Source organism: Pseudomonas sp. Marseille-Q7302 (genome assembly GCF_965111925.1).
On sequence record NZ_CBCOPK010000001.1, the window covers coordinates 2,588,672 to 2,612,969 of the forward strand.

25 protein-coding genes, 1 pseudogene and 2 riboswitches are annotated in these 24,298 nt (G+C 64.9%); of the genes and pseudogenes, 11 read left to right on the forward strand and 15 right to left on the reverse strand.

What is annotated here, in order from left to right:
* Position 1: 1 nt before the first annotated feature.
* Complete coding sequence (cobW, locus tag ACWPW1_RS12150; RefSeq protein ID WP_059314994.1) at positions 2-1,054, reverse strand: cobalamin biosynthesis protein CobW; 1,053 nt, start codon at positions 1,052-1,054, stop codon at positions 2-4.
* 102 nt (positions 1,055-1,156) lie between these two features.
* Positions 1,157-1,496, reverse strand: a riboswitch (cobalamin riboswitch).
* 58 nt (positions 1,497-1,554) lie between these two features.
* Positions 1,555-1,892: riboswitch (cobalamin riboswitch) on the forward strand.
* 87 nt (positions 1,893-1,979) lie between these two features.
* Between cobW and ACWPW1_RS12155 the strand changes: the two genes are divergently transcribed.
* Genes ACWPW1_RS12155 through ACWPW1_RS12165 form a run of 3 tightly spaced genes read left to right on the forward strand, consistent with a single transcriptional unit; the run spans position 1,980 to position 3,226 of the window.
* Positions 1,980-2,165, forward strand: a complete 186-nt coding sequence (locus ACWPW1_RS12155) for a CbtB domain-containing protein (protein ID WP_059314995.1) — start codon at positions 1,980-1,982, stop codon at positions 2,163-2,165.
* A gap of 12 nt (positions 2,166-2,177) precedes the next feature.
* On the forward strand, positions 2,178-2,855 hold the full coding sequence (locus ACWPW1_RS12160) for a CbtA family protein (protein WP_323149691.1): 678 nt from the start codon (positions 2,178-2,180) through the stop codon (positions 2,853-2,855).
* A complete protein-coding gene (locus tag ACWPW1_RS12165; protein WP_313649142.1) occupies positions 2,852-3,226 on the forward strand; it encodes a cobalamin biosynthesis protein in 375 nt (124 codons plus the stop codon). Before ACWPW1_RS12160 ends, ACWPW1_RS12165 begins: the two co-directional genes overlap by 4 nt.
* On the opposite strand, the gene ACWPW1_RS12170 is transcribed toward ACWPW1_RS12165, so the two are convergent.
* From ACWPW1_RS12170 to ACWPW1_RS12180, 3 genes are all read right to left on the reverse strand, one after another.
* Positions 3,217-3,945, reverse strand: coding sequence for a segregation and condensation protein A (locus tag ACWPW1_RS12170; protein WP_323149693.1), 729 nt, complete (start codon positions 3,943-3,945; stop codon positions 3,217-3,219). The genes ACWPW1_RS12165 and ACWPW1_RS12170 overlap by 10 nt on opposite strands.
* Positions 3,946-4,055: 110 nt before the next feature.
* Positions 4,056-4,685, reverse strand: a complete 630-nt coding sequence (locus tag ACWPW1_RS12175; protein ID WP_059314999.1) for an L-threonylcarbamoyladenylate synthase — start codon at positions 4,683-4,685, stop codon at positions 4,056-4,058.
* Positions 4,682-5,554 carry a PHP domain-containing protein gene (locus tag ACWPW1_RS12180; protein ID WP_059315000.1) on the reverse strand — a complete coding sequence of 291 codons (873 nt, stop codon included), beginning with the start codon at positions 5,552-5,554 and terminating at the stop codon, positions 4,682-4,684. Before ACWPW1_RS12180 ends, ACWPW1_RS12175 begins: the two co-directional genes overlap by 4 nt.
* 61 nt (positions 5,555-5,615) lie before the next feature.
* Between ACWPW1_RS12180 and ACWPW1_RS12185 the strand changes: the two genes are divergently transcribed.
* The 4 genes from ACWPW1_RS12185 (at position 5,616) to ACWPW1_RS12200 (ending at position 9,046) form a co-directional block, all read left to right on the forward strand.
* Positions 5,616-6,200 (forward strand): septation protein A, encoded by a 585-nt coding sequence (locus tag ACWPW1_RS12185; RefSeq protein WP_059315001.1) that lies wholly within the window; start codon positions 5,616-5,618, stop codon positions 6,198-6,200.
* 4 nt (positions 6,201-6,204) lie between these two features.
* Positions 6,205-6,882 (forward strand): response regulator transcription factor, encoded by a 678-nt coding sequence (locus tag ACWPW1_RS12190; RefSeq protein ID WP_059315002.1) that lies wholly within the window; start codon positions 6,205-6,207, stop codon positions 6,880-6,882.
* A 114-nt stretch (positions 6,883-6,996) separates the two neighbouring features.
* Positions 6,997-7,431: an LTXXQ domain protein gene (locus tag ACWPW1_RS12195; protein ID WP_454253030.1), complete on the forward strand. Its 435-nt coding sequence runs from the start codon at positions 6,997-6,999 to the stop codon at positions 7,429-7,431.
* Positions 7,432-7,672: 241 nt separating this feature from the next.
* Positions 7,673-9,046 carry a sensor histidine kinase gene (locus ACWPW1_RS12200; protein ID WP_454253031.1) on the forward strand — a complete coding sequence of 458 codons (1,374 nt, stop codon included), beginning with the start codon at positions 7,673-7,675 and terminating at the stop codon, positions 9,044-9,046.
* Here ACWPW1_RS12200 and ACWPW1_RS12205 read toward each other — a convergent pair.
* A complete protein-coding gene (locus ACWPW1_RS12205; RefSeq protein WP_454253032.1) occupies positions 9,021-9,587 on the reverse strand; it encodes a nitroreductase family protein in 567 nt (188 codons plus the stop codon). The genes ACWPW1_RS12200 and ACWPW1_RS12205 overlap by 26 nt on opposite strands.
* A 200-nt stretch (positions 9,588-9,787) precedes the next feature.
* On the opposite strand from ACWPW1_RS12205, the gene ACWPW1_RS12210 reads away from it, so the two are divergent.
* Complete coding sequence (locus tag ACWPW1_RS12210; RefSeq protein WP_059315006.1) at positions 9,788-11,170, forward strand: adenylate/guanylate cyclase domain-containing protein; 1,383 nt, start codon at positions 9,788-9,790, stop codon at positions 11,168-11,170.
* 67 nt (positions 11,171-11,237) lie between these two features.
* Here ACWPW1_RS12210 and ACWPW1_RS12215 read toward each other — a convergent pair whose 3' ends face one another.
* Together ACWPW1_RS12215 and ACWPW1_RS12220 are read right to left on the reverse strand one after the other, a co-directional pair.
* The gene (locus ACWPW1_RS12215; protein ID WP_059315007.1) at positions 11,238-12,944 is read right to left on the reverse strand and encodes a DEAD/DEAH box helicase; all 1,707 of its coding nucleotides are present in this window, start codon (positions 12,942-12,944) and stop codon (positions 11,238-11,240) included.
* Positions 12,945-13,225: 281 nt separating this feature from the next.
* Positions 13,226-13,975, reverse strand: a complete 750-nt coding sequence (locus tag ACWPW1_RS12220) for a spermidine synthase (protein WP_313649146.1) — start codon at positions 13,973-13,975, stop codon at positions 13,226-13,228.
* 113 nt (positions 13,976-14,088) lie between these two features.
* Here ACWPW1_RS12220 and ACWPW1_RS12225 point away from each other — a divergent pair, with 113 nt between their 5' ends.
* Positions 14,089-15,435 (forward strand): class II 3-deoxy-7-phosphoheptulonate synthase, encoded by a 1,347-nt coding sequence (locus ACWPW1_RS12225; protein ID WP_271654966.1) that lies wholly within the window; start codon positions 14,089-14,091, stop codon positions 15,433-15,435.
* Between the two features lie 34 nt (positions 15,436-15,469).
* On the opposite strand, the gene ACWPW1_RS12230 is transcribed toward ACWPW1_RS12225, so the two are convergent.
* Together ACWPW1_RS12230 and ACWPW1_RS12235 are read right to left on the reverse strand one after the other, a co-directional pair.
* Positions 15,470-16,669, reverse strand: coding sequence for a winged helix-turn-helix domain-containing protein (locus tag ACWPW1_RS12230; RefSeq protein WP_454253033.1), 1,200 nt, complete (start codon positions 16,667-16,669; stop codon positions 15,470-15,472).
* Between the two features lie 33 nt (positions 16,670-16,702).
* Positions 16,703-16,954, reverse strand: coding sequence for a DUF1127 domain-containing protein (locus ACWPW1_RS12235; RefSeq protein ID WP_454253034.1), 252 nt, complete (start codon positions 16,952-16,954; stop codon positions 16,703-16,705).
* A 100-nt stretch (positions 16,955-17,054) separates the two neighbouring features.
* Between ACWPW1_RS12235 and ACWPW1_RS12240 the strand changes: the two genes are divergently transcribed.
* Positions 17,055-17,906: a LysR substrate-binding domain-containing protein gene (locus ACWPW1_RS12240; RefSeq protein WP_454253035.1), complete on the forward strand. Its 852-nt coding sequence runs from the start codon at positions 17,055-17,057 to the stop codon at positions 17,904-17,906.
* Here the strand turns inward: ACWPW1_RS12240 and ACWPW1_RS12245 are convergent, their stop codons facing one another.
* The 3 genes and pseudogenes from ACWPW1_RS12245 to earP all read right to left on the reverse strand — a co-directional run.
* Positions 17,907-18,647 (reverse strand): sulfite exporter TauE/SafE family protein, encoded by a 741-nt coding sequence (locus ACWPW1_RS12245; protein WP_059316885.1) that lies wholly within the window; start codon positions 18,645-18,647, stop codon positions 17,907-17,909.
* A 121-nt stretch (positions 18,648-18,768) separates the two neighbouring features.
* Positions 18,769-19,335, reverse strand: coding sequence for an elongation factor P (gene efp / locus ACWPW1_RS12250; protein ID WP_167348583.1), 567 nt, complete (start codon positions 19,333-19,335; stop codon positions 18,769-18,771).
* 48 nt (positions 19,336-19,383) lie between these two features.
* Positions 19,384-20,511, reverse strand: a pseudogene (earP, locus tag ACWPW1_RS12255) (elongation factor P maturation arginine rhamnosyltransferase EarP); the annotation flags it as partial.
* Positions 20,512-20,648: 137 nt separating this feature from the next.
* Here earP and ACWPW1_RS12260 point away from each other — a divergent pair.
* Positions 20,649-21,341: an endonuclease gene (locus tag ACWPW1_RS12260; RefSeq protein ID WP_454253036.1), complete on the forward strand. Its 693-nt coding sequence runs from the start codon at positions 20,649-20,651 to the stop codon at positions 21,339-21,341.
* A 6-nt stretch (positions 21,342-21,347) separates the two neighbouring features.
* Here the strand turns inward: ACWPW1_RS12260 and miaE are convergent, their stop codons facing one another.
* The 3 genes from miaE to ACWPW1_RS12275 form a co-directional block, all read right to left on the reverse strand.
* On the reverse strand, positions 21,348-21,959 hold the full coding sequence (miaE, locus tag ACWPW1_RS12265; protein WP_271655832.1) for a tRNA-(ms[2]io[6]A)-hydroxylase: 612 nt from the start codon (positions 21,957-21,959) through the stop codon (positions 21,348-21,350).
* A 73-nt stretch (positions 21,960-22,032) separates the two neighbouring features.
* Entirely contained in the window at positions 22,033-22,509 is a 477-nt protein-coding gene (locus ACWPW1_RS12270) for a DUF1289 domain-containing protein (protein ID WP_271654970.1), read from the reverse strand.
* 96 nt (positions 22,510-22,605) lie between these two features.
* The gene (locus ACWPW1_RS12275) at positions 22,606-24,051 is read right to left on the reverse strand and encodes an NCS1 family nucleobase:cation symporter-1 (protein ID WP_454253037.1); all 1,446 of its coding nucleotides are present in this window, start codon (positions 24,049-24,051) and stop codon (positions 22,606-22,608) included.
* Between the last annotated feature and the right edge of the window lie 247 nt (positions 24,052-24,298).

Sequence of the window (24,298 nt, forward strand, 5' to 3'; positions counted from 1 at the left end):
TTCAGGCCACCGCAGCGCGCAGCTGAGCGGTGATCGCCGCCTGGTCCAGCTCCTGGCCGATCAGCACCAGTTGAGTGCGACGGGGTTCCGCCGCCTGCCAGGCCCGGTCGAAATGCTTGTCGAAACGGGTGCCGACTCCCTGTACCAGCAGGCGCAGCGGCTTGCCGGCAATGGCGGCGAAGCCCTTCACCCGCAGCACGCCATGGCGCTTGACCACCTCGGTCAGCGCTGCCAGCAGGGTTGCTTCGGCGACCTCGGGCAATTCGACACCAAAGGAGTCGAATTCGTCATGATCGTGGTCTTCATGCCCCTCGAGGTCGTGGTGGGTCGGACGGCTGTCGATATGGGCCTCGGACTCGGCCTGCAGCCCCAGCAGCACCGACAACGGCAGCACGCCGCGACTGGCTTCCACCACCTTGACCGCCGGCGGCAATTCCTCGGTCACCTCGGCGCGGACCCGGGCCAGCGCCTCGGCATCCAGGCCGTCGGCCTTGTTGAGGATCACCAGGTCGGCGCTGGCCAGCTGGTCTTCGAACAGCTCATGCAGCGGCGACTCGTGGTCCAGGTTGGGATCCTGGCGGCGCTGGACGTCCACCTGCTCGGGGTGGGCGGCGAAGGTGCCGGCAGCCACCGCCGGACTGTCGACCACGGTGATCACCGCGTCCACGGTGCAGGCGTTGCGGATCTCCGGCCACTGGAAGGCCTGCACCAGCGGCTTGGGCAAGGCCAGGCCGCTGGTCTCGATGAGGATGTGGTCGATGTCGCCACGACGCGCCACCAGCTCCTTCATGACCGGGAAGAATTCTTCCTGCACGGTGCAGCAGAGGCAGCCGTTGGCCAGTTCGAAGACTCGACCCTGGGCTTCTTCTTCGGTGCAGCCGATGCTGCACTGACGGAGGATCTCCCCGTCGATGCCCAGTTCGCCGAATTCATTGACGATCACCGCGATGCGGCGGCCTTCGGCATGGTCGAGCATGTGGCGCAACAGGGTGGTCTTGCCGGAGCCGAGGAAGCCGGTGACGATGGTGACGGGGGTCTTGGCCAGGGTTTTCATGGGCTGCCCTTAGGTGAAATGCGAGAAAAGGCGGGCAGGCATGCCGGACGCTCGCACGCTGGCGAGGCCCTGGTGGCAGCCCGGATCACCCCGCCCGGTTGCGTATGGAAAACTAGCGAGGCAGGTCTCCTGGCTCACGGCGCCCGACTCCGGCCTTCCCGCGTGAGCAGTGGCCTTAGAGCTTGTTCATGATTTCGCGAGCTAGAGTCAAACAAGGCGAAGATGCTTAAGGAAGCGGATCGGACTCGCGCTCGAGTTTACGAATGGTAAATGAGCATTCCGAAAGCATCTTCAACGCAGTTGATCGACGCGCAGCACATTATGAACAGGCTCTGTGGAGAGGCTGAAGATGCCGCTTACAGTTGCGGGGGCAGCCGCGGTGTCGCACCGCGTTCCCTTTCAAGCTCTTGCGGACAAGAGCACCTCGAAGCCCGACAGGCTACGAGTGCCCCGCCGGGGTGTCAATCGGACAGGCTTGACCGTCGGACGACCCGCGTGGTCTGCTCGACCCTGCTTCAGGTGTCGCGACTCCGCCATGGGTCGCGGTGAAACGGGAAGCCGGTCCAAGTCCGGCACTGCCCCCGCAACGGTAGACGAGCGCAGGATCACGATGCCACCCGGCCGGCAAGCTTGGGGAAGGCGATCCTGGTAGTCGTACGGGAATGCGATCTTGAGCGAGCCCGCGCACGGCAAGACGAAACCTTCGTAGCAAGCGTCATTTACAGGGTGTAGATGAGCCTTGCGGAGAAGGATTCGACAACGCCGGGCCGAGCGCTGCCAAGCCCGCCCCCGCAAGACCCTCGTGAGTCCGGAGACCGGCCTGTCGCTTTCAAGCAACCCGCGGTGGGCGGTCGTGCTGGACGGCGGCTGCCTACCGGCCCGCTGCCTAGGCGCGTCCCTGCCGCTTCGACTCCGAGGCCTCGTCATGACCGCTGCCCGCTCCACCACCGCCCTGCCCCAGACCAGTACCCGCACCCAACGCCTGACGGCCACCCTGCTCGCCTGCCTGTTTGGCCTGGGCCTGGTGTTCCTGGCCGGCTTTTCCCATGTCGAGGCCCTGCACAACGGCGCCCACGACACCCGCCACAGCGAAGGCTTCCCCTGCCACTAAGAGGAGATCGGCATGTTTCAGCGTATCGCCTTCAGTGCCGGCGTGGCCGGCCTGCTCGCCGCCCTTCTGCTGAGCGTCCTGCAGAGCCTCTGGCTGACCCCGCTCATCCTTCAGGCGGAAACCTATGAGGTACAGGTCGAGGCACCGGTCATGACGGAGCAGCATGAGCACGGCGCAGAAGCCTGGTCGCCGGAAGACGGCTGGCCACGCACCCTGGCCACCTTTGGCGGCAACCTGGTGGTGGCTGTGGGCTTCGGCCTGGTCCTGGCGGGCCTGTTCAATCTGCGCACGCCGCACCGAACCTACCAGGGCCTGCTGTGGGGACTGGCTGGCTATGCCACCTTCTGCCTCGCGCCCAGCCTCGGCCTGCCACCGGAACTGCCAGGGACCGCCGCAGCCGACCTGACCCTAAGGCAAACCTGGTGGATCGGCACCGCTGGGGCCACCGCGTCCGCCCTCGCCCTGCTGGTCTTCGCCCGCCATCCCGGCTACAAGATCATCGCTCTGGGTCTGCTGGTATTGCCGCATGTGCTAGGTGCGCCCCAGCCCATCGAGCATTCCAGCCTGGCACCGCACGAGCTGCAGCGGCACTTCCAGATCGCCGTGCTGGCGAGCAATCTGCCGTTCTGGCTGTTGCTGGGACTGGCCTGCAGCTGGCTGTTTCGCCGTCAGGGTGCTTCGCACCCATGAAACGGGTTCTGGGCCTGGGCTGTCGGCGGGGCTGCTCGCTGGACGAACTCGCCGAACTGGCGCAGTCGGTGTTGCAGGAAGCCGAGTGCGAAATCACCGCCCTGACGGCCCTGGCCACGGTGGAAAGTCGACTGGAAGAAGGGGCCTTATGCGCCCTCGCCGAGCGCTGGCACCTGCCACTGCTCGGTTTCACGGCGGCGCAGTTGGCCCAGCAGGTCGGCGTCCTTTCACCCAGCGTTGTCGCGCTGGAACACACCGGTAGCTCGAGCATTGCCGAGGCCGCGGCATTGAGGGCGGCTGGCGAAGGTGCCCGATTGCGCGTGAGCAAGCGCAAGAGCGCGGCCGCCACGGCGGCCCTGGCCTATTCCTGAGGCGCCACTTCGGCGTCGGCGCCACTGATCCGGGCGCGGACATGGATGGGGCTGAAGGCTTCGTTCTGGACCAGCTCCACCAGGGATTCCTTGACCAGTTCGAGGATGGCCATGAAGGTCACCACCACACCGAGACGGCCTTCTTCCTGGGTGAACAGGGCGACGAAGGGCACGAAGGCGCCGTCCTTGAGTCGCTCCAGCACCTGGCTCATCCGCTCGCGGGTAGACAGCACCTCACGGGTCACCTGGTGGCTCTCGAAGAGATCCGCCCGGCGCAGCACCTCGCCCATGGCCAGCAGCAGCTCGCCCAGTTCGACCTCGGGCAACAGTTTGCGCGCACGCGCCTCGGGCGCCGGCAAAGTGGGTACCACGAAGTTACGCCCCTCGCGCGGCAGGTCATCGAGATCCTCGGCGGCCTTCTTGAAGCGTTCGTACTCCTGCAGCCGGCGAATCAGTTCGGCGCGCGGATCCTCTTCCTCGGCTTCCAGGCCTTCGGCACGGGGCAACAGCATGCGCGACTTGATCTCCGCCAGCATGGCTGCCATCAGCAGGTACTCGGCGGCCAGTTCCAGCTGCACCGCCTTCATCAACTCGACATAGCTCATGTACTGCCGGGTAATCTCGGCGACGGGGATGTCGAGGATGTCGATGTTCTGCTTGCGGATCAGATAGAGCAGCAGGTCCAGCGGACCTTCGAAGGCTTCGAGAAAGACCTCCAGCGCATCCGGCGGGATATAGAGGTCCTGGGGCAGCTCGGTGAAGGCCTCGCCATACACCAGCGCCAGGCGCAGCTGCTCGGGTTCGAGCAGCTGGGGATCCAGGGCCTCGCTCATGCTTCGATCATGAAGGGCGTGGGATCACCGGCACCGACACGGATCACCTCGGGCTCGTCGTCGGCCAGGCTGATAACGGTGGACGGCTGCAAGCCACCGGGTCCGCCTTCGATCACCAGGTCGACGAAGTGGTCGAGGCGCTCGCGGATTTCCCAGGCATCGCCGAGGGCGTCCTCATCCCCGGGAAGAATCAGGCTCACGCTCATCAGCGGCTCGCCCAGCGCTTCCAGCAGCGCCAGGGTGATGGGATGCTGGGGCACCCGAACACCAATGGTGCGCCGCTTGGGATGCAGCAGCATCCGCGGCACCTCGCGGGTAGCGTTGAGGATGAAGGTATAGGGCCCGGGCGTATAGGCCTTGAGCAGGCGGAAAGCGCTGGTATCCACCTTGGCATAGATGCCGAGCTCCGAGAGATCGCAGCACACCAGGGTGAAGTTGTGCTTGTCGTCGAGCTGGCGGATGCGGCGAATCCGCTCCACGGCACTCTTCTCGCCGATTCGGCAGCCCAGCGCATAGGACGAATCGGTGGGATAGGCGATGACACCACCGGACTGGATGATTTCCACGGCCTGACGAATCAGCCGCGGCTGGGGATTCTGCGGATGAATCTCGATGAACTGGCTCATTGGGGTTCCCGATTCTGAGGGTACAGCGGTTGACTGAAGCGCGCCCAGAGGGGCGGCAGATCTTCGGGCAACGGACGGTACATGCCCAGGTCCGACCAATCGGCTGGCGCATGGAAATCGCTGCCCGCACTCACCATCAGACCAAATTCCCGCGCCAGAATTGCCAGGGTGCCGACCTGCTCGGCCGGCTGTATGCCGTTGACCACCTCGATGGCATGGCCGCCACCGGTGACGAATTCGCCGATCAGCTTGCGCAGCTTGGTGCGCGTGAAGCCATACGCCAGGGGGTGCGCCAGGCTGATCCAGGCCTTGGCGCCCTTCAGGGTGGCCAGGGTATCGGCCAGGGTCGGCCAGTGCTGCTTGACGTCGCCGAGCTTGCCGCCGCCCAGCCACTTGCGAAAGGCGTCGCCTCGGTCTTGGACAAGACCGGCCTGTACCAGGTATTCGGCGAAGTGGGGTCGTGCCGGCGCGTTGCGACTATCACCCAGCGCCAACTGCACCGCCCGGGCGCCTTCCAGAGTGCCGGGCATGCCCTTGGCCGCCAGCCGCCGGTCGATTTCCCGGGCACGCTCCCAGCGTCCTTCGTGCAAGGCTTCCAGGGCGGCGTTCAGCGCCGGCGCTTCGGGATCGAAGTTGTAGCCCAGCACATGCAAGGTCGCCCCGCCCCAGGTACAGGACATCTCGATCCCGGAGAGCAGGCGAAGACCCAGGCCATCCGCCGCTTCCAGCGCTTCGGCGTAACCGTCCAGGGTGTCATGATCGGTGATGGCCAGCAGCTGTACCCCGCGCTCATGAGCCCTTCTGACGACCTCGGCGGGCGCGAAGGCGCCGTCCGACGCAGTGGTATGACAGTGCAGGTCGATACGCATGGGCTTTCTCCTTCGGCTTCATCGGGTATTATGCCGCGATGCACTGCTATCGGCTGCGTTAATGAAACAATTCATCGACTTCATTCCCCTCCTGCTGTTCTTCCTGGTCTACAAGCTCGATCCGCGTCCGGTTGAATTCGCCGGGCACGCCTTCACCCTGGGCGGCATCTTCAGTGCCACCGCGGTGTTGATCATTGCCTCTCTGGTGGTCTACGGCGTGATCTACGCGACCCAGCGCCGGCTGGAGAAGAGCCAGTGGCTGACCCTGATCGCCTGCCTGGTATTTGGCGGCATGACCCTGGCGTTCCACAGCGAGACCTTTCTCAAGTGGAAGGCGCCGGTGGTGAACTGGCTGTTCGCCCTCGCCTTCCTCGGCAGTCAGTTCATTGGCGACAAACCGCTGATCCAGCGCATGCTGGGCCACGCGGTGCGCTTGCCCGCGCCGATCTGGACGCGCCTGAACATCGCCTGGATCATCTTTTTCATCGTCTGCGGCTGCGCGAATCTCTATGTGGCCTTCACCTACGAAAGCTTCTGGGTCGACTTCAAGGTCTTCGGCAGCCTGGCGATGACCCTGGTATTCATGCTCGGTCAGGGCCTCTATCTGGCGCGCCATCTGCAACCGATGGATGAACCGCGAGATTGATCCCATGAGTCAGATTCTGCTGATCGACGACGATCAGGAGCTGTGCGAGCTGCTCGGCGCCTGGCTGAAACAGGAAGGCTTCGAGGTCACCGCCTGCCACGCCGGCAGCGACGCGCGCATCCAGTTGCGCGACGCGACGCCGGACGTCGTGGTGCTGGACGTGATGCTGCCCGACGGCAGCGGCCTGGAATTGCTCAAGCAGCTGCGCAGCGATCATCCGCAACTGCCGGTACTGATGCTGTCGGGGCGTGGCGAACCACTGGACCGGATCCTCGGCCTGGAGCTGGGCGCCGACGACTACCTGGCCAAACCCTGCGATCCGCGCGAACTCACCGCACGCCTGAGGGCCATCCTCAGGCGCAGCCATCCGGCCCAGCCGGCAGCACGCCTACAACTGGGCGACCTGTCGCTGAGCCTGGCACGGGGCGTGGCCAACATCGGCGAAACCGAGATCACCCTCACCCTCACCGAGAGTCGCATCCTCGAAGCCCTGCTACGCCAGCCCGGAGAACCCCTGGAGAAGCAGGCCCTGGCCCAGGTGGCACTCGGTCGCAAGCTGACACTCTATGATCGCAGCCTGGACATGCACGTCAGCAATCTGCGGCGCAAGCTCGGTAGCCACGCCGATGGCCGTCCACGCATCCTGGCGCTGCGCGGTCGCGGCTACTACTACAGCGTCTAGCACCGCCACGTCGCCTTTACCCCCTCTTTACGCCCGCTGACCGCCACTGACTCCCCCCGCTCCTAGACTGGGCCCATCCGGTATTGCACCGGTCATCCCAAGGAGATTTCCCCGATGCGCAAGCTCATGCCCGCCGTGCTGTTCGCCGCCCTGCTGCCGACCCTGACCCTGGCCGCCACCCAGGACGGCCCTGAGATCACCCCGCCGCCCCACGGGAAGCTGATGGATGGCGGCCCCCGTGGCGGCGGCCCCCTGCGCGGCCTCAAGCTCACCGCCGAGCAACGCGAGCAGGTCGGCAAGCTGATGGGCGAAGAGCGTCAGCAGCAGCGCGAGATCGTCAAAAGCTATCTCGACAAGCTGCCCGAGGATCAGCGCAAGGCCCTGCATGATCAGCTGGATGGCAACCGCGACAAGACTCGTCAGTCCATTCGCGCCCTCCTCAAGCCCGATCAGCAGAAGCGCTTCGACGAAATGGAAAAGAAGCGGGAGGATCGCGCCAGGGAGTGGGCCGAGTTCCAGCAGTGGAAGCAGGACCACAAGTCCTCGTAATCCCCACCCGCTGCGCCGATGGTCCTCGGCGCAGCGCCCAACCAAGAGCCTGCCCCCAATCTCGCGCGCTAGAGTCAGACAAGGCCTAGGCGGCCCCGCGAAAACACCTGAAAAGCGGACCGGACCTGCGCTCACGGTTACCACTGGTAAGTGAGCACTCCGACCGGGCTGACGACCCAGGCCTTTCCGACGCAGTCTGGCCGACCCGCAACAGGATAAAAGCAGGTTTCAAGGCGACCGCATGGTTTTTCGCTCTCTCTTCTGGCGCATCTTCGCCACCTTCTGGCTGGCCATCCTGTCCGCGGTGGGCCTGACCATGCTGCTCGGCCACCTGGCCGATCAGGACTCCTGGATCCTCGCGCAGCATCCCGGCTTGCGCGACCTGCCCGAACAGTGGGTACAACGCTATGAAAACGAAGGCCCCGCCGCCGCCCAAGGATTGCTCGAACAGCGCAAAGGCCGCTATGGCATCGATGTGCTGGTGCTGGGCGAGAACGGCTCGCCCCTGGTGCGCGGCACCCTGCCACCGCGCATCTTCGACCAGGATCTTGACCAGCCGCAGCGTCAGCAGCGCCCCGGCCCCGGCGCCCGCGATCCAAACCGTCCGTTGCCCTGGCGACGGCTGACCGACGAATACACCAGTTCCAGTGGCCAGAACTACCTGTTCATCTATCACCTGCCCACGCCCGAGCTAGGCGCCTGGCGCCGTCAGAGTCTGTTCTGGCCGGTCGGCATGCTGGCCATCGCCACCGTGGTGTTGACCCTCTTCAGCCTGCTGCTGACCCTGAGCCTGACCCGGCCGCTCAATCACCTGCGGCGCGCGGTGCACGATCTCGGCCAGACCGCCTATCAGCAGGACACCCTGGCGCGTCTTGCGCGCCGCAAGGACGAACTGGGCGTGCTGGCCGGAGACTTCAATCGCATGGGCGCCCATCTGCAGCGCCTGATCGACAGCCAGCGCCAGCTGCTGCGCGATGTGTCCCACGAATTGCGTTCACCCCTGGCACGCCTGCGCATCGCCCTGGCACTGGCCGAGCGCTCCGATCCCCACGACCTGGGCAACATGTGGCCGCGCCTCACCCTGGAATGCGATCGCCTGGAAACTCTCATCGGCGAGATTCTCGCCCTCGCCCGCCAGGAAGCGGATCCGGGCCCACCCGAGCAGCTGGAACTGCACCCGCTGCTCGAAGGTCTGGTCGAGGATGCCCAGCTCAGCGCGCCCCAGCAGCGGATCGAACTGGACGTTCCCCTCGCCCTGCGCCTGGACGGTTGGCCGGATGTGCTGGAGCGCGCCCTGGACAATCTGCTGCGCAATGCCCTGCGGTTCAATCCGCCGACACGGCCCATCATCATCTCCGCGGCAGTGGCGGAAGGCGAAGTGCGCATCCAGGTGCGCGACCACGGCCCCGGCGTCAGGGCCGAGGACCTACCGCGCCTGGGCGAGCCCTTCTTTCGCTCGGACCAGCAGCAGGCCACTGGCTACGGCCTGGGCCTGGCCATCGCCCGGCGTGCCATTGAGCGCCATGGTGGCGAGCTGCACCTGAGCAACCACCCGGACGGCGGCTTTCTCGCTACCGTCACCCTGCCACTCAGACCGGTCCTGGCCAATGGCTGACCTGGGCGCTCAGATCGCGCGCCGCCGGAACTCGCGGCGCCACCTCCGGCGTGCCCAGGTAGATGTAGCCCACCAACTGCTCGTTATCGGTCAGCCCCAGGCCCTGCAGCACCCAGGCGTCGTAGCTGAATTCACCGGAGCGCCAAACCGCGCCCAGGCCCAGGGCGAAGGCCGCATTGACCAGACCGTGGGCGACGCAGCCAGCGGTGATGATCTGCTCCTGCAGGGGCACCTTGGGGTGCTCCTGGGGCGCGGCGACGACGGCGATCACCAGGGGCGCCCGCAGCGGCATGCGTCGGGCCTTGTCCAGGGCGGCAGCATCCGCCTCGGGCTCGCGGCGACGCAGGGCTTCGGCATAGAGCTCGCCGAGGGCGGCTCGATCCTCGCCAGACACCAGAATCAGCCGCCAGGGGCGCAGCAGCTTGTGGTCCGGGGCACGGTCCGCGGCGCGCAGCAGTGTCTCGAGTTGCTCGGGGGTGGGGCCCGGTTCGGTCAGGCGACCGACCGAGGCGCGGTTGCAAAGGGCTGCGAGGGCATCCATAGCGTCTCTCCTGTAAAGATGCCGCAGTGTACCCCAGGGACGACTGGTGATTTTCGATGTCACAGCAGCGGAATTGCTGACATTCTTGGCCGCCACCCAGGCGGTCAGCTAAGATCGCGACAGCTAGAAAACCCGGCCGCTTTCATCGTCGCGAACGGAGTTATCCCGACCTCTCGCCTTTTTCGAAACGGACCCGACAGATGAAGTTTGCGCTCAACCGGTTCCTCGCTGCATCCGGTGACAGCCTGGGCGTCTACTACGCTCGGGTATTCGCCTATCTGATCGCCGCCGCCAGCGTCACCGCGGGTTACTACACCCAAGCCGATGCCGTGGGCCTGTGGCTGATCCCCTATGCCCTGCTCTATCCCCATGTGGCCCAGACCCTGAGCCTGAAGCTCAGGCGCGATCGTGGCGCCCAGACCGATATCCTGCTGGCCGCCATCGATGCCATCCATGTCGGCATGGCCGCGGTGGTGTTGCGCTTCCCGCTGATGCCCACCCTGATGCTGCTGTTCATGCTGGGCTACACCAGCATGTTGCGAGGCGGTCCGCGCCTGCTCGGTCTCTGCCTGCTGTTCGCCACCAGTGCCGCGGCGCTGGGCAGTGCCACCTTCTTCCAGGGCGTCGACCTCACCAGTCCGCTGCTGGTGGCCGTCACCAGCGTGGTGGGCACCATGCTGCACCTCTGGGGTACCGGCTACTTCCTGCATAGGCAGCGCAAGCGCCTCATACAGATCAACGACGACCTCAAGCGCGAGCAGGAGAAGTCCGCGATCCTCGCGCACAACCTGGCGAAATACCTCTCCCCTCAGGTGTGGGAGTCCATTTTCACCGGCAAGCAGCACATCGCCCTGGGCACCCAGCGCAAGAAGATCACGGTGTTCTTCTCCGACATCAAGGGCTTCACCGAGCTGTCCGAAGAACTCGAGGCCGAAGCCCTCACCGACATGCTCAACAACTACCTCAACGAAATGTCGAAGATCGCCGTGAAATACGGCGGGACCATCGACAAGTTCGTTGGCGACTGCGTCATGGTGTTCTTTGGCGACGCCAACAGCCAGGGTGCCAAGAAGGACGCCGTGGCCGCGGTCTCCATGGCCATCGCCATGCGCAAGCACATGAAGGTGCTGCGCCAGCAGTGGCGCAGCCAGGGCATCAACAAGCCCCTGGAAATCCGCATGGGCCTCAACACCGGTTATTGCACGGTCGGCAACTTCGGCTCCAGCACGCGCATGGACTACACCATCATCGGTCGCGAAGTGAACCTGGCCAGCCGCCTGGAAAACGCCGCGGACGCCGGCGAGATCCTGATCAGCCACGAGACCTACTCGCTGATCAAGGACACCATCATGTGCCGTGACAAGAGCTGGATCACCGTCAAGGGCTTCAGCAAGCCGGTACAGATCTACCAGGTGGTCGACTTCCGGCGCGACCTGGGCGCGTCGCCCAGCTATGTCGAGCACGAGCTGCCGGGCTTCTCCATGTACCTGGATACCAACAACATCCAGAACTACGACAAGGAACGGGTCATCCAGGCGCTGCAGCTGGCGGCGGAGAAGCTCAAGGACAAGGTGATCTTCTAGCCGACCGCTTTCCTGCAGGCAGAAAAAAGCCCCGGATATCCGGGGCTTTTTCATGTGACCGCGGGGATCAATCCTCGCGATAACGACGCAGGCGCAGGGCCTTGCCCGCCACGCGGGTGTCCTTGAGCTTGGTCAGCAGACGCTCCAGGTTTTCCTCGGGCAGCTCCACCAGGCTGAAGGAGTCACGGATCTGGATGCGGCCGATGGCCTCGCGATCCATGCCGCCTTCGTTGATGATGGCACCCAGCAGGTTCTTGGCAGCAACGCCATCGCGCGCGCCCAGGGCGGTGCGGCAGCGGACGCGGCCTTCCGGCAGGGGCTGCATCGGACGACGCTCACCACGATCGGGACGCTCGCCGCGCTCGCCGCCACGGTCAGGGCGTTCGCCACGCTCGCTGCGCTCACCACGGGGACGCTCGCCACGGCCGGCGCCGGGGGTCAGCGGCTGCTCACGGCGCACCGACTCCAGGTCCAGGGCACGGCCGCTGGTCAGCTTGGCCAGCAGCGCCGCCGCCAGGGTGGAAGGATCGCACTGCAGACGCTCGCACAGCTCCTGACGCAGCGCGCCGTGGGTGGCGTCGGCATCGGCCAGCAGCGAACCCACGCCATCGGCCAAACGGGAGATACGAGCTTCCAGCACGGCTTCGGCGTCGGGCAGACGGATCTCGCCAACGCGCTGACCGGTCACGCGCTCGATGACCTGCAGCATGCGACGCTCGCGCGGGGTGACCAGCAGCAGCGCGCGGCCTTCACGCCCGGCACGACCGGTACGGCCGATACGGTGCACGTAGGATTCGGGATCGTAGGGCATGTCCACGTTCAGCACGTGGGTGATGCGCGCTACGTCCAGGCCACGGGCCGCGACGTCGGTGGCGACCACGATGTCCAGCGAACCGTCCTTGAGGGATTCGATGGTCTTCTCGCGCTGGGCCTGGGGCATGTCGCCGTTCAGGGCGCTGACGCGATAGCCCTGGCGTTCCAGCAGTTCAGCCAGATCCAGGGTCGCCTGCTTGGTCCGCACGAAGGCGATCAGGGCGTCGAAGTTTTCCACTTCCAGCAGGCGCAGTACCGAGGCCGGCTTCTGGTCGGCATGGACCATCAGGTGCGCCTGCTCGATGCGGGCGACGGTCTGGGTCTTGGCCGCGATGCGGACGTGTTGCGGCTCCTTGAGGTGACGCTCGGCGATGGCGCGGATCGACGGCGGCAGGGTCGCCGAGAACAGTACGGTCTGGCGGGTTTCCGGCATGGCCTCGAAGATGAATTCGAGGTCGTCCATGAAACCCAGCTTGAGCATCTCGTCGGCCTCGTCGAGCACCAGACGCTGAACGGTGGCCAGCAGGTTGTCGTCACGGCGCAGGTGGTCGCACAGGCGGCCGGGAGTAGCGACGAGTACCTGGGCACCCATGCGCAGGGACTTCAGCTGCGGCCCCATGGGCGCGCCGCCATAGAGGGCCACGACCTTCACGCCGGGCATCTCGGTGGAATAGGTTTCGCAGGCGGTAGCGACCTGCAGGGCCAGTTCACGGGTAGGAACCAGCACCAGAATCTGGGGTTCACGACGGGACGGGTCGAGCTGCGAGAGCAGCGGCAGAGCAAAGGCTGCGGTCTTGCCCGTACCGGTCTGCGCCTGGCCGATCATGTCGTGGCCGGCGAGGATCACCGGAATGGACTGCGACTGGATGGGCGACGGCTCTTCGTAGCCGACGGCCTTGATGGCGGCGAGGATGGCGGGATTGAGATTGAGCGCAGCGAAATTGCTGATGTCCTGGGTCATTGTCTTGCCTCGTGTGCTTCGCAAAGACCCCAAAGCCAAGAGCTGCGCTTATCCGAATGACCGAAGTCGCCCAGGCAGCCAAGGTGTGAGCTTTTTGCGAAATAGCGGATGAAAGGGGGTGAAGCGTCTAGGATTGTTCGCCGTCGGGCGAACGCACGACCGGCGTGGCCATGGTGGCGGACCGGGAGAATGCAGTTCCTGAACGGAAGGTCAAAAAGACCGGGGCGAATAATACCCGAACCCTGGACATTTCTCCAGAGAACCTTGGTCTATCTTGATGGTCAGGTTGCCGCACGCAAGTTGTCCAGGTAGGACTCCACATCGAAGCCTATCTGCGGGGTCAACTCCCTTGCGCGCCGCCGCGTCTCGGGCTGGTCCAGCTCCTGTTCCAGACTGGCCGGCACCAGCAGGATGACATTGCCTTCCACCACCGGGCACTCCCAGTAATGATGGCGGAACAGCCCGCGCAGCAACGCGGCGCCCAGGGGCTTGCCGTCGGTAGCGCTCCACTGATTGATCATCAGCCAACCGCCCGGATTGAGCTTGGCCTGGCAGTTTTCCAGGAAGCGCCACGCCAGGTGAGCACTGGACGGGCCGACATCGGTATAGAGATCGACAAAGATCAGGTCGGCAGGCTCTGCACTGTCGAGCAGCTCCAGGGCATCGCCGATCCGGATCTGCAGCCGTGGATCCTCGCCGAGCCCCAGGTGCTGCTGCGCCAGGCGCGGCACCGCGGGACGCAATTCCAGTGCCTCCACTGCTTCCAGCGGCAGCCACTTGAGACAGGCCTGGGTCAGGGTACCGGCGCCTAGTCCAAGAAAGAGCGCCCGTCGCGGCTGCGGATGGCAGAGCGCGCCCAACAGCATGGCCCGGTTGTAATCGTATTCCAGCCAGGCTGGGTCCTGGGTGAAGACGCAGCTCTGCTCCACCTCCTCACCGAACTCCAGAAAGCGATAGGGCCCCACCTCGACCACCCGGATCCGTCCATGGTCATCGATGACCTCTTCCAGCAACACTTCCGTCTCGGCCATCACCGCCCTCCTCTATAGGCGCCCATGGTAGCTGCGATGGGCACTGTCTATCGAGCGTTACACCCTTCATCGGTTAGTATGAAAGGCTTCATCGAACCACCGCAGAGAGAGCCATGTCCGCGCCTTGGAGCCCCACCAGCTGGAGAGGCCTGCCTATCCAGCAGCAGCCCGAATACCCCGATCACGCCCGCCTCGCCGACGTCGAGCGCACCCTCGCCGGCTATCCGCCGCTGGTGTTTGCCGGCGAAGCCCGCGAACTACGCCGGCAATTCGCCGAGGTCACCCAGGGCCGGGCCTTCCTGTTGCAGGGTGGTGATTGCGCGGAAAGCTTCTTCGAATTCTCCGCCGGCAAGATTCGCGACACCTTCAAGGTGCTGCTGCAGATGGCCGTGGTCATGACCTTCGCTGCCGGTTGTCCGGTGGTCAAGGTTGGCCGCATGGCCGGGCAGTTCGCCAAGCCGCGCTCTTCGAACGATGAGGTCCAGGATGGCATCTCCCTGCCCGCCTACCGTGGCGATATCGTCAATGGCATCGACTTCACCGAAGGCAGCCGTATCCCGGATCCGCAGCGCCTGATCCAGGCCTACAACCAGTCCACCGCGACCCTCAACCTGCTACGTGCCTTCGCCCAGGGCGGTTTCGCCGACCTGCACCAGGTGCACCGCTGGAACCTGGACTTCATCGCCAATTCGGCCCTGGCCGACCGCTACCACCAGTTGGCAGATCGCATCGACGAGACCCTCGCGTTCATGCGCGCCTGTGGCCTGGACACCGCGCCCCAGGTCAAGGAAACCAATTTCTTCACTGCCCATGAGGCGCTGCTGCTCAACTACGAGGAAGCCTTCGTCCGCCGCGACAGCCTGACTGGCGACTGGTATGACTGCTCCGCGCACATGCTCTGGATCGGCGACCGCACCCGCCAGCCTGACGGTGCCCATGTCGAATTCCTGCGCGGCGTGAACAACCCCATTGGCGTCAAGGTCGGTCCCTCCACCACCAGCGAAGACCTGATCCGGCTGATCGACACCCTCAATCCTGAGAACGATCCGGGTCGTCTCAACCTGATCGTGCGCATGGGCGTGGGCAAGGTCGGCGACCACCTGCCGCGCCTGATCCAGACCGTGGAGCGCGAGGGCCGCCAGGTGCTGTGGAGTTCCGACCCCATGCACGGCAACACCATCAAGGCGTCCAGCGGTTACAAGACCCGGGATTTCGCCAGCGTGCTGGGCGAGGTCAAGGAATTCTTCGGGGTACACAAGGCCGAGGGCACCTATGCCGGCGGCATCCATATCGAGATGACCGGCCAGAACGTCACCGAGTGCATCGGTGGCGCCCGTCCGGTTACCGAGGACGCCCTTTCCGATCGCTACCACACCCACTGCGACCCGCGCCTGAACGCCGACCAGTCCCTGGAACTGGCCTTCATGATCGCCGAGACCCTCAAGGGCATTCGCCGCTGAGTCGAGGTCGGGAGGTCGCCTGCCCGGCGACCTCCTAGTGCCGCGCCAGTGCCTCCTGCAGCAGGCCGGCCGGACCGTGCAGCGCTACCTCCGCCAGGCCCAGCCAGTCCGCCAGCGCACGCAACTGTCCTGCCAAGGCATCGCAGCCCTCGTCATCCAGCCCCGCCGGCTCCAGGTGCACGGCATGCACCGCCAGCCGTGAGGCCGCTCGCTCAGCCCGTAGATCCACTCGCGCCGCCAGGCGTTCGCGATAGAGAAAGGGCAACACGTAGTAGCCATAGACCCGCTTGGGCGCAGGTGTATAGATCTCCAGCCGATAGCGGAAACCAAATAACTGCTCGGTACGTTCACGCTCCCAGACCAGGGAGTCGAAGGGCGACAGCAGCGCCGCGGCGCGTACCGGCCGCCCGGGGCTTGGGGTGTCCGCGACATAGGCGAGCTTCGCCCAGCCCTGTACCTGAATAGGCCGCAGGCCGCCCTCCTCCTGCAATTCGGCGATGCCCTGACGGGCCTCGGCCGGACTCAGACGAAAATAGTCACGCAGCTGGACCTCGGTCGCCACGCCCAGGGCCCTGGTGCTGCGCAGCAGCAGTGCCCGGCGCGCCGCCTCCGGTGTCGGCGCAGGCGCGGCAAGGGTCGCCGCCGGCAGGACCCGCTCCGGCAGGTCATAGAGCCGCTCGAAGCCCCGCCGCCCAGCCACCGCGACCTCGCCGGCGGCAAACAGCCACTCCAGCGCCAGCTTGCTCGGGCTCCAGTCCCACCAGGGGCCAGCCTGATCGACCCGCTTCGCCAGGCTGCCCGCGCCCAGGGCGCCGCGCTGCACCACCGCCTCCAGGGTCTGGGCCACCAGCTGTGGCTGCTCGGCCGCGAAACGCGCCAGCTGACGATAGATGCCGATGCCCTGACGGGCCAGCTCACGGCGCCAGCGCAACTCGGCCCAGACCTCCGCAGGCACCAGGGAGGCTTCATGGGCCCAGCATTCATAGAGCTGTCGCGCCCTGCCCGGGCCCCAGGCCAGGGCGTCGAAGTCGCCAAGGTCATAGCGTCCCAGGCGACTGAACAGCGGCAGATAGTGCGAGCGGACCAGGGCATTGACAGAGTCGATCTGCAGCACGTTGAGGCGTGCAGCCTGGCGGTACAGGGCGGCCAAGCCGGCGCTGCCCTTGGGCTGGCTACCAAAACCCTGGGCACGCAAGGCCAGGCGCCGGGCCTCGCGCAGGGAAAGGCTATCCATCCGAGCTCCTGCTTAAAGAGGTGATTCTCCACCCTAGCAGGATTGGCGGTCGCCCTCCTCTGCAGGCTGCTGCCAGAACGGCTTGTCGGCCTCCTGCCAGGCATCGGCGCGGCTCAGACCCAGGTCGTGCAATACGCCTTCATCCAGCCGATAGAGGGCCCGGCGCTGACGGGAGACCTGCACTGCCCGCTGCAGCCAGACCAGGATCCGACGCAAACGAAACCTGACGTCCAGAAAGTCACGGACGCGAGTGGACGAATGACTGTGATGAGCGAGGTGAACCATGGTGAATCTCCTTCTGCAAGGGTATGGCTCAAGTCTGAAAGCCCGGATAACATCAATCCAACGAATCCTTCTGATGCAACCCATTCATCTGGTTGATGCCATGAATTATCCGAATATAGAGACCGATCTGCTGCGTACCTTTGTCGCTATTGCTGATCAGGGCGGCTTCACCCGTGCGGCCGAAGTGGTCAACCGTACGCAGTCCGCAGTGAGCATGCAAATGCGCAAGCTGGAAGACGACCTGCTGCAACGCCGGCTGTTCGAGCGAGATGGGCGCCAGGTACGGCTGACGGCGGAAGGCCAGATTCTGCTGGGCTATGCCCGGCGAATCCTCAAGTTGCACGGCGAAGTCATGACGACCCTGCGTGCGCCGCACATGGTGGGTACGGTGCGCATCGGCACGCCGGACGACTATGTCATGAGGTTCATCCCAGGGATTCTCGCAGGCTTCGCCAAGGCCTACCCGCTGGTACAGGTGGACGTGCACTGCGAGCCCAGCGCCGGCCTACTGCAGCGCCAGGACCTGGATCTGACCATCGTTACCCGCGAGCCTGGCAACGAGATCGGGCTGCCGCTGCGCCGGGAGCGCTTCATCTGGGCCGAGGCGCCCGGCTTCGATGTCCATCAGCGTGACCCGCTGCCTTTGGCCATGTTCAATACCTCGTGCTTTCTCAGCGAATGGGCCCGGCGTGCGCTGGACACTCGTGAACGCGGCTATCGCCTGGCCTACAGCAGCCCGAGCCTGGCGGCGCTGCTGGGCATCGTCAAGGCGGGCCTGGCGGTCACCGCGCAACTGGAAAGCCTGCTGCCCAATGAGCTGCGGCGGCTGAGCGAAGCCGATGGCATGCCGGACCTGCCCGCCTGCTCCATCGAACTGCTGCGCAATCCCCGCAGCGCCTCGCCGATCATCGACACCCTCGCCGAGCACATCGCCGAAGGCTTTCGGCAATAGTCAGCGCAGCGCCAGCAGCACCGCACACAGCAGCAGGAAACCGCAGAACAGCAGGCGTAGCAGCCGCTCGGGAAGCTGGTGGGCCAGGCGCACGCCCCAGCTCACACTGAGCAGCCCACCCACCGCCAGCGGGATGCCCACGTGCCAATCCACCTCGCCGTGCCAGGCGTAGCTGGCCAGGGTGACACCCGTGGTGGGCAGCGCCATGGCCAGGGACATGCCCTGGGCCGCGACCTGGGTCATGCCCATGACGCCGGCCAGGATCGGGGTGGCGATGACCGCGCCGCCCACGCCGAACAGGCCACCGACCAGACCAGCCACCAACCCCAGCACGCCGAGGCCCAGCCGGCTGGGCGCGGTCAAGGGCGGCTGGCCGCGGCGATAGAGCTGCCAGAGGTTGTAGAGGACCAGCAGCAGCAGGAAGCCCACGAAGCCGTGACGCATCGAGCGGGCGTCCAGGGATACCGCCAGCACGGTGCCTACCAGTGCCGAGACCATGCCCGCGCCCGCCAGCAAGGCGGCGCGACGCCAGTCGATACGATTGCGCTGGTTGTACTTGTAGACCGACAGCAGCACGTTGGGCACCACCATCACCAGGGCGGTGCCCTGGGCCAGTTGCTGGTCGAGGCCGAACAGCAGGGCCAGCACCGGAATGGCGATCAACCCACCGCCGATGCCGAACAGGCCACCCACCACGCCCAGCACCGCGCCGAGGACGACATCGATCAAAAGCTCAGGCAGCAATTCCACAGCAGCACTATCCAGGGATGAATGGGTACGGAGAGGTCAGCCGGGCGCTACGACACAGGCGCCCAGACAGCAAAAAGCCCGGCGAGCCGGGCTTTTTATCGAGACGCCTGGTTTAGACCTTGGCGCGCGACTTGTACTCGTTGGTACGGGTGTCGATCTCGATGTGATCACCGATATCGCAGAACTCGGATACCTTCAGCTCGTAGCCGTTGTTCAGGCGAGCGGTCTTCATGACCTTGCCCGAGGTATCGCCGCGAACGGCCGGCTCGGTGTAGGCGATCTGGCGCACGATGGTGGTCGGCAGCTCGATGGAGATGACGCGATCGTTGTAGAACACGGCTTCACAGACGTCGGTCATGCCGTCTTCGATGAAGGCCAGGGCTTCGCCCAGGTCGTCCTTCTCGACTTCGTACTGGTTGTAGTCGGCGTCGACGAAGACGTACAGGGGATCGGCGAAGTAGGAATAGGTCACTTCCTTGCGATCCAGGATGACCGGCTCAAGCTTGTCGTCGGCACGGAAGACGGTCTCGGTCGCGCTGCCGGAGAGCAGGCTCTTCAGCTTCATCTTGACCACTGCAGCGTTACGGCCGGACTTGTTGTAGTCAGCTTTCTGGATGACCCAGGGAGCGTTGTCGATCATGGCCACTTGGCCGGCACGGAACTCTTGTGCGGTTTTCATGCGGTTATCCGTATGGATGGAAGAACGGGATTTCGAGGCGCCATATGATAGCCAATCTGAGTGGAAATGCACCAGGCTGGCAGCAAGATCGCTGTGAGAAGCCATCCGATCGCTCCAATCACGCGCCAGCAGACGCCACGCCGCCCCTTGCGCCTCCAGGGCTGACCAGGCTGCGGCCAGGTCACCGCGGCCGTTCCAGGCCAGCCAGAAGGCGGTGACCGCCGCTGCCAGTTCAGGCGAGGCGGCCTCGGTATAGCGCCCGAGAAAGGCCTCCAGCTTGACGAAGTGCGCGTCCTCCTCCTGCGGATAGATGTGCCAGACGAAGGGATGCGCGGCCCACTGCGCGCGAACGAAGGAGTCCTCACCGCGAATGGCGTTGAAATCGCAACACCAGAGCAGTCGGTCGTAGTCCTGCTGGGAAACGAAGGGCAGTACCTGCACCCGTAACACGCCCCGGTGATGGCTATCACCGGCCTTGAGCCAGTCGACCCCCAGCCAGGCGGCGACGTTGGCCAGTACCCGGCCCTCGGGCACCAGCAGACAGGTGGGCTGGGTTCCCGCGCTGAGGGCATCGAGCCAGTCGATCAGTGCGGGATTCTCGTAGGCGAACAGCGAGAACAGCCGCTCGCCCGCTTGACGCTGGACGCCCAGGCCGGCGAGATAGGCCGCCGCGGCCGCAGGATCGGCGACAAAGCCGTCGCGCTCGCCGAGCAGTCCGCGCTCACGCAACAGCCCGCCCACCTTGGGGGTGAAGCCGGGAAAGAAGAAATACTTGTTGAGTCCGGTGGGCTGCAGCGAAGGCAGGGCGTGGCAGCCCTCGATCCACTCCTCGGCGCTCAGGTACTCCAGATTGAGCCATAGCGGGCGCTCGGTGCGGCGCGCCATGGCCGTGACGAAACCCTCCGGCAACTGACAGGCGAAGGCTTCCACCACCACGTCACCGGATTCGGCGTCGGCCCAGTCGGGACGCCATAGCCTGACTTCCACCCCCCGGTGCCATTGCTGTTCGGCGGCTCTGTCCACGCCGGGCTGGATGCGCGCCAGGGGATAGAGGTCGTCGATCCAGAGGCGGACCTGCTGGTCGTGTTCGGCCACCAACTGATGGGCCAGGCGCCAGGTGATGCCTGCGTCGCCATAGTTGTCCACCACCGTGCAGAAGATGTCCCAGGCTGCCATGCCTTACCTCTAAGTCATTGATATCGAATCGGGTTCCGCTTCACCAGCGGTGCAATGCGGGACGGCTTCCAGTGAACCGAGTCACATCGCGACCCTGTGCGGGTCGGTAGTATCCGCGCTTTTCGGACGGATTCTCCATGTCGTTGCGCTCTGCCCTGCTGTTCTGTTTGACCCTGGCTTCCCTGAGCGCCCTGGCGACGCCTCAACCGCCCCGTACCTTCAGCGAAGCCAAGGTGGTCGCAGCCAAGGTCTATGCCAAGCAGGGCGTGGACTTCTACTGCGGTTGCCACTACAACGGCAAGACCGTGGATCTCAAGAGCTGTGGCTACGTCCCGCGCAAGAGCGCCCAGCGCGCCAGTCGCATCGAATGGGAACACATCGTCCCCGCCTGGGTGATTGGCCACCAGCGCCAGTGCTGGCAGAAAGGCGGTCGCAAGAACTGCACGGCCAAGGACCCGGTGTACCAGAAGGCCGAGGCCGACCTCTTCAACCTGGTGCCGGTGGTGGGCGAGGTCAATGGCGACCGCAGCAATTTCGCCTTTGGCTGGCTGCCGCAAAAGGCGACCCAGTACGGCGCCTGCCAGATGGTGGTGGACTTCAAGGCCAAGACCGCCATGCCGCGCCCGGAGATCCGCGGCATGGTCGCTCGCACCTACTTCTACATGAGCGACCGCTACGGCCTGCGCCTGTCCAAGCAGGACCGCCAGCTCTACAGCGCCTGGACCAAGCAGTACCCGCCCGAGGCCTGGGAGCGCCAGCGCAATCAGCGCCTGGCCTGCATCATGGGCCACGGCAATCCCTACGTCGGTCAGACCAAGACCTGCAAGTAGCGCGACTCAGGCAGCGGTTGGAATACCGCTGTGGAATCTCATCTCGCGGTCGCTGGAGCTGATCAGCTCCACTTCCAGCGCGCGGACCTCGGCGATCTTGGCATCGACGTCGTCCCGCTCGCCATAGAGGTAGGCGAGCTTGAGATAGTCCTGAAAATGCCGCGCCTCGGAGGCCAGCAGGCCGCTGTAGAACTTGCCCAGCTCCTCGTCCAGGTGGGGCGCCACGGCGCCGAAGCGCTCACAGGAGCGACACTCGATGAAGGCCCCGATCACCAGGCTGTCGGTCAGCTTCAGGGGCTCGTGATTGCGACAGAGCTTGCGTAGGGCGCCGGCGTAACGCGCCGAGCTGACATTGCGGTGCTCGATGCCACGACGCTTCATGATCTGCAGCACCTGCTCGAAGTGCCGCAGCTCCTCGCGGGCGATGCGCGACATCTTCCAGGACAGTTCGGCGCGATTGGAATAGGTGAACAGATAGTGGAAGGCGGCGCCGGCGGCCTTCTTCTCGTTGTTGGCATGGTCCTGCAGCAGCGTCGGCAGATCCTGCAGCGCGGCTTCGACCCAGGCATCCGGCGTACGGCAACCGAGGAATTCGTTCATCTCGGGCAAGGACATCAGCGTAATCCCGTGCAAAAGCCGCGCATTATAGAGAAAGGCGCGCGCCTGGGCAGCGCCGCTCGCCTGCCAGCGCTCAGACGCGACTGTCCACGCCTTCGAGCAGGAAGCGCGGGGCGATGTAGCGGTCGTAGTGGGCTTCGGAGAGCAGAAAGAATTCCCGGTCGATGGCGTCACGCAGATCGGCCAGGGGCCGCTCGCGAAATTCCGGCAGCAGGCGCACACCATAGGCATCCAGCTGCTGGATATGCCGCGCACCGCGAGCCAGCAGCTGATAGGCCCAGCAATATTCCGACTGGTCCGGTCGGAAGCGGATGCTGCGCTGCTGCAGCTGCTGACGCAGCAAGGCCGGATCGAAGACATCGACCTTGGCCGACACCACCTGCACCAGCAGCAGTTCGAGACGCGCCCAGACGGCGCGGCGCTCGTCCTCGCCGTAGAGATTCCAGTTCACCACCTCGTGGTGGAATCTCTTGCAACCACGGCAGACGTGGTCGCCGAACATCGTCGAGCACAGGCCGACGCAGGGCGTCTTGATGACAGGAGCGGGCATGGACGGCAAGCCTTGGAGCAAAACGTCTAGTCTAGCCGGAAACGCCAATGACCGGCGCGGGTTACCCGTGCCGGTCTTGCAGGATCAGCGGGTCGATCACACTGCCGCCGCGCCCCGGACCGACAGCGGATTGGCGCTGCGCCGACTCAAGGCATAGAAGAACAGCCCGCCAAGGAAGCAGCCGGTAAACCAGGCGAAATTGGCGATCGGCTTGAACCAGGGCACGAAGGTAAAGCACAGCCCGATCAGCGCGGCCGCCACCAGTGCCTGCACCGCGACCCAATTGACGCCACCGCTGTACCAGTACGCACCCTTGGGAGTGTCGTCGAACAGGGCAGTGACCTCGATCCGGCCTTTGCGCAGCAGGTAGTAGTCCACCAGCAGAATGCCGAACAGCGGGCCGATGCAGGAGGCCAGCACGTCCAGGGTGTAATGGATCACCTCGGGATTGTTGAACAGATTCCAGGGCGTGATGAAGATCGAGGCCACCGCGGCGATCATGCCACCGGCGCGCCAGCTGATCTTGCTGGGCGCCATATTGGCGAAGTCGAAGGCGGGTGAGACGAAGTTGGCGACGATGTTGATGCCGATGGTAGCGGTGATGAAGGTGAAGGCACCCAGCAGCACGGCGGTGGTGTTGTCGATACGGGCCACGGTGGCGATGGGATCGTGGATCATCTCGCCAAACACCGGCAAGGTGCCGGAGACGATCACCACGGTGACCAGCGAAAAGGCCAGGAAGTTGATCGGCAGGCCCCAGAAGTTACCCCGACGCACGTCCTGCATGGAACGGCAATAACGACTGAAGTCCCCGAAGTTGAGGGTGGGACCGGAGAAATAGGACACTACCAGGGCGATGGCCATGATCACCTGCCAGAACGCGGCCCAGCCGGTGGGCTGCTTTTCCGCCAGGGTGAAGCTGATGTTGCTCCAGCCGGCGCGCCAGACAATCCAGGCGGCGAGCAGGAACATCACCGCATAGACGGCGGGACCGGCCCAGTCGATGAAACGGCGGATGGAGTCCATGCCCGCCCAGAAGACGCAGGCCTGCAGCACCCAAAGGGTGAGGAAGCCCATCCAGCCGAGATAGGACAGCCCCAGAAAGCTGGTGTCGCCAAAGGCGGCCAGGGCTGGAAAGAATCTGAGCACCACGATGACCAGCGCGCTGGAGGCGAGATAGGTCTGAATGCCGTACCAGGCCACTGCGATCAGGCCCCGGATCACTGCCGGGATGTTCGCGCCAAAGACGCCGAAGGCCAGGCGGCAGATCACCGGATAGGGTACGGCGGCTTGCTGGCTGGGCCGCGCGACGAGATTGGCGATCACCTGAATGATGCAGATGCCCACTAGCAAGGCGATCAACACCTGCCAACTGGCCAGGCCCAAGGCGAACAGGCTGGCGGCGAAGACGTAGCCACCGACGCTGTGCACGTCACTCATCCAGAAGGCGAAGATGTTGTACCAGCTCCACTTCTGCTCGACCGGCCCGAGATCTTCGTTATACAGACGTGGGCTATAGCCCGCGGGACGCTGCTGGGTCATGGATCGCCTCCTCCGTGGTGACAGGCACCTGCATACGGGCCCATCTGGTCTTGTATACAATCCGCCAGGCAGGGACCGTGCCAGCTACTTCGGAAAGGCGTTAACTTCCTGGCCCTACAACAGATTTTCTGAATGAAGCGCTTTGCCATGGGTCTTAGAGTGCTACCAGAAACGCACTTCCCTGGGGCGTTTGGTGGCAGCCAGGCGCTACCTTGGCGCACAGGGGTGGTGTTTCTCACCCATCGTC